12 protein-coding genes are annotated in these 9,966 nt (G+C 39.7%); 4 read left to right on the forward strand and 8 right to left on the reverse strand.

Annotated features, from left to right (window positions below; all coding sequences use genetic code 11):
- The first annotated feature begins 134 nt into the window (after nt 1-134).
- The 4 genes from rimM to MWU32_RS03340 all read left to right on the forward strand — a co-directional run bounded on the left by rimM (nt 135) and on the right by MWU32_RS03340 (nt 3,728).
- Nucleotides 135-659, forward strand: coding sequence for a ribosome maturation factor RimM (rimM, locus tag MWU32_RS03325; RefSeq protein WP_246937771.1), 525 nt, complete (start codon nt 135-137; stop codon nt 657-659).
- A gap of 42 nt (nt 660-701) precedes the next feature.
- Entirely contained in the window at nt 702-1,448 is a 747-nt protein-coding gene (locus MWU32_RS03330) for a tRNA1(Val) (adenine(37)-N6)-methyltransferase (RefSeq protein WP_246937773.1), read from the forward strand.
- A gap of 64 nt (nt 1,449-1,512) precedes the next feature.
- Nucleotides 1,513-2,691 (forward strand): acyl-CoA dehydrogenase family protein, encoded by a 1,179-nt coding sequence (locus MWU32_RS03335; protein WP_246937775.1) that lies wholly within the window; start codon nt 1,513-1,515, stop codon nt 2,689-2,691.
- A 140-nt stretch (nt 2,692-2,831) separates the two neighbouring features.
- Nucleotides 2,832-3,728: a metallophosphoesterase family protein gene (locus tag MWU32_RS03340; RefSeq protein ID WP_246937778.1), complete on the forward strand. Its 897-nt coding sequence runs from the start codon at nt 2,832-2,834 to the stop codon at nt 3,726-3,728.
- Between the two features lie 54 nt (nt 3,729-3,782).
- Here MWU32_RS03340 and MWU32_RS03345 read toward each other — a convergent pair whose 3' ends face one another.
- From MWU32_RS03345 to MWU32_RS03380, 8 genes are all read right to left on the reverse strand, one after another.
- Nucleotides 3,783-4,115: a 2Fe-2S iron-sulfur cluster-binding protein gene (locus MWU32_RS03345; protein WP_246937780.1), complete on the reverse strand. Its 333-nt coding sequence runs from the start codon at nt 4,113-4,115 to the stop codon at nt 3,783-3,785.
- 147 nt (nt 4,116-4,262) lie between these two features.
- Nucleotides 4,263-5,324, reverse strand: coding sequence for an NAD(P)/FAD-dependent oxidoreductase (locus MWU32_RS03350; RefSeq protein WP_163517041.1), 1,062 nt, complete (start codon nt 5,322-5,324; stop codon nt 4,263-4,265).
- A gap of 219 nt (nt 5,325-5,543) precedes the next feature.
- Nucleotides 5,544-5,789, reverse strand: coding sequence for a NifU family protein (locus tag MWU32_RS03355; RefSeq protein ID WP_163517042.1), 246 nt, complete (start codon nt 5,787-5,789; stop codon nt 5,544-5,546).
- A 43-nt stretch (nt 5,790-5,832) separates the two neighbouring features.
- Nucleotides 5,833-6,972, reverse strand: coding sequence for an Mrp/NBP35 family ATP-binding protein (locus tag MWU32_RS03360; RefSeq protein WP_246937783.1), 1,140 nt, complete (start codon nt 6,970-6,972; stop codon nt 5,833-5,835).
- 385 nt (nt 6,973-7,357) lie between these two features.
- A complete protein-coding gene (locus MWU32_RS03365; RefSeq protein ID WP_246937786.1) occupies nt 7,358-7,687 on the reverse strand; it encodes an MGMT family protein in 330 nt (109 codons plus the stop codon).
- Nucleotides 7,684-8,313, reverse strand: a complete 630-nt coding sequence (locus MWU32_RS03370; protein WP_246937788.1) for a LysE family translocator — start codon at nt 8,311-8,313, stop codon at nt 7,684-7,686. The genes MWU32_RS03365 and MWU32_RS03370 overlap by 4 nt, the downstream gene beginning before the upstream one ends.
- A gap of 2 nt (nt 8,314-8,315) precedes the next feature.
- Nucleotides 8,316-8,990 carry a tRNA (guanosine(46)-N7)-methyltransferase TrmB gene (gene trmB / locus MWU32_RS03375; protein ID WP_246937791.1) on the reverse strand — a complete coding sequence of 225 codons (675 nt, stop codon included), beginning with the start codon at nt 8,988-8,990 and terminating at the stop codon, nt 8,316-8,318.
- Between the two features lie 124 nt (nt 8,991-9,114).
- On the reverse strand, nt 9,115-9,966 hold an 852-nt coding region (locus MWU32_RS03380; protein ID WP_246937793.1), incomplete at its 5' end, for an ABC transporter permease.

Here is a 9,966-nt window from a genome sequence, read left to right on the forward strand (position 1 = left end):
TAGCTTTCTTTTAAATAAAAAGAAAACGTTATTGAACAAATCCCGCCTTTTGGCGGGATCCCACATAACTTGAGCATATTTTATACGTTATGTAGGATCTTAATTAAATTATAGATTAAATAAAAAAAGAACCAATGCTAAAAAAAGACTGCTTCTATCTTGGTAAGATTGTAAAAAAATACAGTTTTAAAGGTGAATTATTGATTAAGTTGGACACTGACGAACCAGAGATTTACGAAGATTTGGAATCCGTTTTTATTGATCTACGCAATAATTTGGTACCGTTCTTTATTGAATCGTCCCAATTTCATAAGTCAGAATTGCTACGGGTAAAATTTGAAGACGTCGACACCGAAGAAGATGCCGATGCACTTATAAAATGCGATCTATATCTGCCTTTGGAGTTCCTACCTAAACTTGACGATGATAAATTTTATTTTCATGAAATCATCGGATTTACCGTTGAAGATGTCAATTTTGGTAAGGTTGGCATCGTAAAAGCAGTCAATGATTCCACGGCTCAAGCACTTTTTGAGATTGATCGTGATGGAACCGAAATCTTGATTCCGATGAATGATGCATTTATCAAGAAAGTGGACAAAAAAAAGAAACTGATTACGGTTGACACGCCGGAAGGACTGATTGATCTTTATCTATAATCCCATCCTAAATCCTTCCCAAAGGAAAGGACTTTCACTCTTATGGAAAAACCATTTAACTTCAAACAATTCACAATTAACCAAGACCGATGCGCCATGAAAATTGGCACCGATTCGGTATTGCTTGGTGCATGGACGTCGTTAGATTCTAATCCATATTCCATTTTGGATATTGGCGCAGGCACTGGCATTTTGGCCTTAATGATGGCCCAACGTAGCGGTGCAGTCGCGATGTCAGCCGAAATTATTGATGCCATCGAGATTGATGATGATGCCTTCGAGCAATGTGTTGAGAATTTTGAGGCCTCACCTTGGGGAGATCGGCTTTTCTGTTATCATGCCTCTTTGGAGGAGTTTGTTGAGGATCATTCTAATGACGAATCGGAATCAGAAAAATACGACTTGATTATATCGAATCCACCATTTTATCTAAACACCTACAAAAGTGACAATGAGCAACGTGATTTGGCACGATTTGTCGATGCAATGCCATTCAGACAACTTATTGAAAGTGTTTCAAAATTACTTTCACCACAAGGAAGTTTTTCCGTGGTCATTCCGTTTTCGGAAGAAAAAGAATTTATCGTGTTAGCTTCCAAAGAGCATCTTTATCCCAACCGGATTTTAAGAGTCAAAGGCTCACCCCAATCTGAAATTAAGCGGAGCCTACTTCAGTTCTCTTTTCAAGAAACCTCAGTCGAGCCCTTAGAACTTATCATTGAAACGTCACGACATCAGTACACTGACGACTATATTGCCCTGACCAAAGATTTCTACCTCAAAATGTAGTTTTAAATTGTTCCCTGATAACGTTTTCGTTACTTTTGTGTCTCAATAATTAAATTCCAAAAGAATGAAGCCAGATTTGTTTCAAGCCCCTGATTATTATAATATTGATGAGTTGCTAAATGACGAACATCGTTTGGTCCGTGATGCCGCAAGAGAATGGGTAAAACGTGAAGTTTCCCCTATCATTGAAGACTATGCCCAACGCGCAGAATTCCCTACACATATCATTAACGGACTTGCCGAAATTGGCGCATTTGGACCTTACATCCCTGTAGAGTATGGCGGTGCAGGTCTTGATCAAATCTCTTATGGCTTAATCATGCAGGAAATTGAGCGTGGCGATTCTGGTGTCAGAAGTACAGCCTCTGTTCAATCCTCGCTAGTCATGTATCCGATCTGGAAATACGGCAACGAAGAACAACGTAAAAAATATCTTCCAAAACTTGCCAGTGGAGAGTGGATGGGAAGTTTCGGTCTTACGGAACCTGATCATGGCAGTGATCCAGGAGGAATGACCACTAATTTCAAAGACAAAGGCGATCATTATCTTTTAAATGGCGCTAAGATGTGGATTTCTAATGCTCCTTTTTGTCAAGTGGCGGTAGTTTGGGCTAAAAACGAAGAAGGCCGTATCCACGGATTGATCGTAGAACGCGGAATGGAAGGTTTTTCAACCCCTGAAACCCATAACAAATGGTCATTGAGAGCTTCGGCTACGGGAGAGCTCATTTTTGATAACGTTAAAGTTCCTAAAGAAAACCTATTACCTAACAAATCTGGACTTGGTGCAGCACTCGGTTGCTTGGATTCGGCTCGTTACGGAATTGCTTGGGGCGCCATTGGTGCCGCTATGGATTGTTACGATACCGCTTTACGATATAGCAAGGAACGCATACAGTTTGGAAAACCAATTGGACAATTCCAATTGCAGCAAAAAAAATTGGCCGAAATGATTACCGAAATCACCAAAGCACAACTTTTGGCATGGCGACTTGGCGTTATGAGAGAAAATGGCACCGCAACTTCAGCGCAAATTTCTATGGCCAAGCGTAATAATGTGGATATGGCGATTACTATCGCCCGTGAAGCTCGTCAAATGTTAGGAGGCATGGGAATAACTGGTGAATACAGTATTATGAGACATTCCATGAATTTGGAAAGCGTCATCACCTACGAAGGCACCCACGACATCCATTTACTGATTACAGGATTGGACATCACTGGCTTAAACGCTTTTAAATAAAACTCCTTCGCAGGCAGGAATCTTTTAGGTAAAACCCATCTTGTAACAGTGCTTATATTTTGGGTTTTATTGCTTTTCAAAACAAAAAAATGCTTCCCTAACGAGAAGCATTTTTTTGTACTTTTAAGTAAAATATTCAGATGTCTTCAAAAAAAAGGTTCGATCGTGCTTATCAAAACGCAAAAGTCATCTCTTTTGATGACCAGAGCAAATTCATATTATTTAGTGATTGCCATCGAGGAGACAATAGCTTCGCTGACGATTTTGCAAACAACCGCAACATTTATTTTCATGCTTTAAAACATTATTATGCCAAAGGTTTCCACTATTGTGAACTTGGTGATGGTGATGAGTTGTGGGAGAACTTATCCATAGAACCTATTTTGGAAGCCCATAAAAACGTCTATCTCTTAATGAAGTCATTTTTTGATGAGAATAGATTGCACATGATTTGGGGCAATCATGACATGGCTTATAAAGACTCCGATTATGTCCAAAAAAACCTTTTCACTTATTTCGATAAGCGCTTAGGAGCTGATGTTGATCTTTTTCCAGGAATTGAATACTATGAAGGCATCCTATTAAAACATGCTGAAACCCAACAAGAAATTTTCTTGATCCACGGACATCAAGCCGATTGGTGGAATTATACCTTTTGGAAATGGAGTCGACTCTTAGTCAGAGTCTTGTGGAAACCCTTAAATGTTATGGGGATTGCCGATCCAACGACGCCGGCCAAAAACTACACAGAACTGATAAAGGTTGAAAGTCGGACAAAGAACTGGATCATGGCAAACCATAACCTCATCACAATTGCGGGCCATACCCACCGACCACGGTTTCCAGAGCCGGGGGATATTGCGTTTTTTAACGACGGTAGCTGCGTCCATCCGAGATGTATCACTGGATTGGAAATTGAAAACGGAGAAATCTCCCTGATCAAATGGCTAATTGCCACAAATGATGACGGGGTGTTACAAATCGTGAGAGTCCTATTGGAAGGGCCAAAGAAATTGGCAGAATATAAAACGATTTAAGAGGTGAAGGACCTCACAGGTTTAATCCTTATCGGGACGTGAAGTCCTTATTAATTAAGATTCAGGAGCCAATTCAACCTCCAAGCCCTCCAATTCCAGAGTAATAGGAATTTGACAGCTCAATCGCGAGTTTTCTTTCACATAAAAGGCTTCAGATAACATCGCCTCTTCTTCATCCTGCATTTCTGGTAGCGGAGTACCATTTATAACATAACACTGACAAGAAGCACACATGGCCATACCACCACAGGTACCGATGGTACCTTCAGGAGCAAGCTCGTAGCTTCTTACCACCTCCATGAGATTCATGGCCATATCGGTGGGTGCCATAACCTCGTGAGCAATGCCTTCTCTATCCGTTATTGTGATTTTTACATCTTGTTCCATGAAGTAATCTTTAATTCGGGTGCTTTTATATTTTAGACCTACAAGGTTTTAAAAACCTCGCAGGATGTTATCGAATCCTTGTTGGATATTCTGTTCGCACGAGCGCAGTTATGGTCTACTACATACTGCTTACTGCCCACTGCCCACTTACTCTATTGCCTTCACTACTTGTTTTGGTGCTTCCTTACGTGTACCATCAAAGCCATCAACACCACTGACCGTTGTGTATTTCAAAACATAGCGCTTTCCAGGATTAATTATTTGATAAGCCGCTTGGCACATCAAGGTTGCCTCATGAAAACCACAGAGAATAAGTTTCAACTTTCCTGGATAGGTGTTTACGTCGCCTATGGCAAAAATACCAGGGATATTGGTTTGATAGTCCAAGGCATTATTCACGACTATGGCATTTTTCTCGATTTCGAGTCCCCATTTTGCTATTGGTCCGAGTTTAGGCGATAATCCAAACAACGGAATAAAATGGTCGCACTCAATCTCAAATTCCTTTTCGATATTTAAAGCTTGGGCAACTACAACTGCCTCAACTTTATGGTCACCAACAATATTGATAACTTCTGCAGGTGTCACCAGATTTATTTTTCCGGCATTTTTTAATTCTTGAACTTTGTCCACAGAATCCAAAGCACCCCTAAATTCATTGCGTCTATGGATCAAAGTAACCTCTGAAGCAATATCGGCAAGATAAATTGTCCAATCCAACGCAGAGTCTCCCCCACCTGAAATGACCACTCGCTTATTTCTATAAATTTCTGGATCCTTTATAAAGTATTCCACGCCCTTATCTTCAAAGTAAGAGATGTTAGCAATCAAAGGTTTACGCGGCTCAAAACTCCCTAAGCCACCAGCAATAGCAACTACTGGTGCCTGATGTTTAGTCCCTTTATTTGTGGTGACAATAAAACTACCGTCTTCTTGTTTTTCAATGGTATCTGCCCGCTCGCCCAATGTAAATCCTGGTTCAAATTGCTTGCACTGTTCCAAAAGATTTTTGGTCAAATCGCCCGCCAATATTTCAGGAAAACCTGGAATATCGTAGATAGGTTTTTTAGGGTAAAGCTCTGTACATTGACCGCCAGGTTGTGGCAAAGCGTCAATAAGATGGCATTTCATTTTTAATAATCCGGCTTCGAACACAGCAAAAAGTCCTGTCGGTCCTGCGCCAATGATAAGTATATCTGTTTTAATCATATAGTGGCCACTAACCTGTCTGTCAACAGACCAAAGTGGGATTTCATTTAATTCAACTTCATTTAGTTTCGCAAATTTCCAAATAAAAAAACTTTATTTTTATGACATTTGTCATTTGCAAGAAAATTATGGTTCTGAGACATCAAACACATGGTTTTAATAGAAAACAACCGACCAAACCAAATCGACAGCCATCAGAATTCTCATCTCCTCTTTATTTTATTTGCCATCAACATTGATGACATGCTCAATTTGTGGTGCATATTTCTTAATGGTCATTTCAACTCCCGACTTTAAAGTCATTTGATTGACCGAACATCCTACACAGGCGCCTTCCAACTGTACTCTCACCAAATTGTCATTTTCAATGGACAATAAAGCAATATCTCCGCCATCGCTTTGCAAAAATGGACGGATTTCATCAAGTGCTTTCTCAACATTTAATCTTAGTTCTTCAGTTGTCATATTACTTGTTTAAGGGTGTTGATAATACCATAAAACGGTATCATTATTTATTTTTAACTGCTGAACATCCAGCCATCGTTGTAATTTTAATAGCTTCTGTAGGCGGTAAATCCTCATTACGTCTCACTACTTCTTCCACAACGTTTTGGGTTAATTTTTCGAAGGCTTTCTCCAAAGGTGTTGCTGTTTGCAGAGCAGCCGGACGCCCCACATCTCCGGCCTCGCGAATACTTTGTACCAATGGAATCTCACCTAAAAATGGAACGTCCAAATCTTGGGATAAGTGCCTAGCGCCTTCTTTTCCAAAAATATAGTACTTGTTTTCAGGTAATTCAGCAGGTGTAAAATAGGCCATATTTTCAATAATTCCTAACACCGGAACATTAATGCTTTCTTGTTGAAACATGGACACTCCCTTCTTGGCATCGGCCAAAGCGACATTTTGTGGCGTACTTACAATAACTGCACCTGTGATAGGTAGCGACTGCATAATGCTTAAATGGATATCTCCAGTTCCAGGAGGTAGATCGATAAGCATAAAATCCAATTCGCCCCAATGCGCATCAAAAATCATTTGATTTAATGCCTTTGCCGCCATTGGCCCACGCCAGACCACTGCTTGGTTTGGTTGAGTAAAGAATCCAATGGACAATATCTTAACACCATAATTCTCTATGGGTTTCATTTTTGATTTACCGTCGATGTTAACAGCAATAGGCTTTTCCATTTCCACATCAAACATGATCGGAATTGATGGCCCATAAATATCAGCATCCAAAATGCCCACTTTAAAACCCATTTTGGCCAAGGTGACCGCTATATTAGCCGTAACGGTCGACTTTCCAACACCACCTTTTCCCGAAGCTACCGCTATAATATTTTGAATCCCAGGAATGGCTTTTCCTTTGATAGTATTGGCAGACGATTTTGGCGGAGCATCCACTTTGATATTGACTGTGACTTTTGCTTTTTCGTAAACCTTATCATGAATGATCTTCATGATTTCCACTTCCGTCTTCTTTTTTGCCTGAAGTGTCGGATTAGAAATAGTGATATCCACAATGACTTCGTCAGCAAATGTGACCACGTTTTTCACTGCACCACTTTCTACCATGTTTTTACCCTCGCCAGGAACAGAAATGCTCTCGAGCGCTTTAAGGATGTCTTGTTTATCTAATTTCATTATTATAAGATGCTAAAAGACAAAGGAAAAAGATGCTCATACGATTCCATCTTTTTTACTTTGCCAATTTTTATTAAGAATCATTCTAAAGTGCAAATATAATTAATATAGCTGGAAGAAGGAAGCTGGAAGCATGAAGATTTTAAAACAGGATCGAACAGGTCTATCAACGTTTTTTAGGTAATTATTTGTAAGTATTTGAAAAATTAGGGAATCAAAAACTTCGGCTTCGTCCGATTGTTCCGAGCGGACAAGCGCACAAGGTGTGAATAAGGAATTATTTTTTCGTTCGAGTTAAGCATCGGGGAATTAAAATCCACTGGTTGGAATAACGTCAAAATATTGAAAGGCAATCATTCTGGCTTAGTATGTGGCAACTGAAAGTTTATAGTTCTTTACGCGGCTCCCAGAATACTTCATCAAAATTCTGCACTTGATTATCCTTTACAATAATGCCTTCACTTTCCAAGAGCTGCTGCATGAGGTTGGTACCTTCAAAATGATGCTTTCCTGTAAGCAAACCTTTTCTATTGACAACACGGTGTGCTGGGACATCTTTAGTTACCGAGCCTATTAGTGCATAACCAACCATTCTCGCACTTCGGGAAGCACCTAAGAAGTTGGCAATGGCTCCATAGCTTGTCACGCGTCCATAGGGAATCTGTTTCGCAACCTCGTATACCTTTTCAAAGAAATTGAGAGTTTCTGGTTTCATAAATCCATTATAATATTGAATAATGTGACAATGGCAATTACACCTGTTATTGTACCAATAATATAATTCATGTTTTTTTGAGAGGTAAGACGTTTGTTCTTGATCTTATCAAAAAAGAAAATATACATATACAACATTACAAAAGTACCCGTTACGGCACCCCCAACGTAAGAAATAATCATCGGTCGGTTAAACTCCAACCACCCAAATGAAGCGAGGGTAACGGTCATATAAGCCTGGTAAGGTATTGGGAATACATTGATGGCCGATAAAAACATACCATGAAAAAACCGACTGTGCTTACTTCTTGATTGTGGTTCAATTTCTGTCTTTGAGGTCGCTTTTGCGATAAGGAGATAATAAATAGTTATCAGTACAAATATAACAAATGCAACACGTTGCAACACTTCAACGATATCTGGATGATTGGTCAAATACCTAGCGAACATGGCCGCAATATAGGTTTGCAAAAACACAATGACACAAACACCAATGGAAAACATAATACCTCTTACATGCCCTTCCTTTAGGCTTATTTTAGCCGCTGTCATATTCAATAATCCAGGTGGAATGACACCAACAAGGGCAATGATCATTCCGAGTAAAAATATGACCGTAATGTTCAAGATTAATTAATTTTAAATCTAATATAGGTAATTGCTTTGTTTTTCTCTAAATACTGACCCTCATAATACGTCTGGATTTCTGTCACCTCTGCAGGACTCCCTTCTTGTTTGTATACATTATGGTTGGCATAAAGCACGTCATGACCCGCACCATGCAATAACCCTAGCGTGTAACCATGCATAAACTCACTATCCGTTTTTAAATGTACCACACCCTCAGGTTTAAGGATGGATTTATAGCGCTCCAAAAACTCAGCATTGGTCATACGGTGTTTGGTACGCTTATATTTGATTTGAGGATCTGGAAAGGTAATCCAAATTTCATCAACTTCATTTTTTCCAAAGGCGTGGTCAATGAGTTCTATCTGAGTCCGTAAAAAAGCGACATTTGGAACTCCATCTTCCACGGCAGTTTTTGCACCTCTCCAAAATCGTGCGCCTTTTATATCAATTCCAATAAAGTTTTTATTAGGATATCTTTCTGCCAATCCAAGCGTATATTCTCCTTTTCCACAACCCAGTTCTAATACCAAAGGATGATCATTTTTAAAAACTTCAGCATTCCAACGCCCTTTCAAATCAAAATTACCATCAACTAATTCTGCTCGTGTTGGCTGATAAACATTCGAAAAGGTTTCATTTTCCTTAAATCTTTTGAGTTTGTTTTTACTTCCCACTTCTTATTATTCCTATTTTTTGTTTTATAAATTCAGTTTCTTCGGGTATTCAATTACCAAGATAAGAGTTTCCCTCCTTTTCTAAAGCTGGTTCCAACTGCGATTGTCAACAACGCTTTCTATCCTATTCATATCGCAACGATTCAACCGGGTCCAATTTGGCGGCTTTCACAGCAGGTAGCAACCCAGCAACCACTGCAACGATAAAAGCTATGGTAAAAGCACTAAACATGGCAAGCCAAGGAGTTGAAAATTGAAAGTTAGCAGCGGCAGAAACCCCATACCCAATAAGGACGCCCAATATGATTCCTAGAACACCTCCCAACTGCCCAATAATGATCGCCTCCATGAAGAATTGTGTGGCAATGGTTTTTCGCTTAGCACCTAAAGCCTTTCTGACCCCAATCTCCCTTGTACGCTCAGTCACCGACACAAATAAAATGTTCATTAGTGCAATTGACGAACCCAAAATAGTGATCATGCTAATCACCCAGGCAGCCACATATAAATAACCAGTAATGGACCCGATACGGTTAATCAGATCGTCACTGCGTTCTATGCCAAAGTCATTCTCTTCGATGGGATTTAGATTTCTAATATTTCTAAAGGTCAAAATGGCATCATCCTGTGCGCCTTCCAACATATCCTTTTTGTCGGTTTTAACACTCAAACTGTAGTTGATATTTGGCCCCGTAAATAAAGTTCTTGCCTTTTGGATGGGTATCATCATGCGTAAATCCTGATTATTCCCAAAACTGGAGCCTTTTGCCTTTAAAACCCCAATCACTTTAAACTTAGCCCCTCTAACGCTAATGGTTTGGCCAATTGGATTGACATCGCTTAAAATAGCTTTCGCCAAATCGCTTCCTATCACACAAAAGTTGGTGCTGTTTTCGATGTCAAAATAATTGAATTCGCGACCTTCGCTCACTTCCAATCCAGAGTTTTGGATATAGTGTTGGTTAACGCCCAAAAC

Source organism: Gelidibacter sp. F63206, from assembly GCF_023015735.1.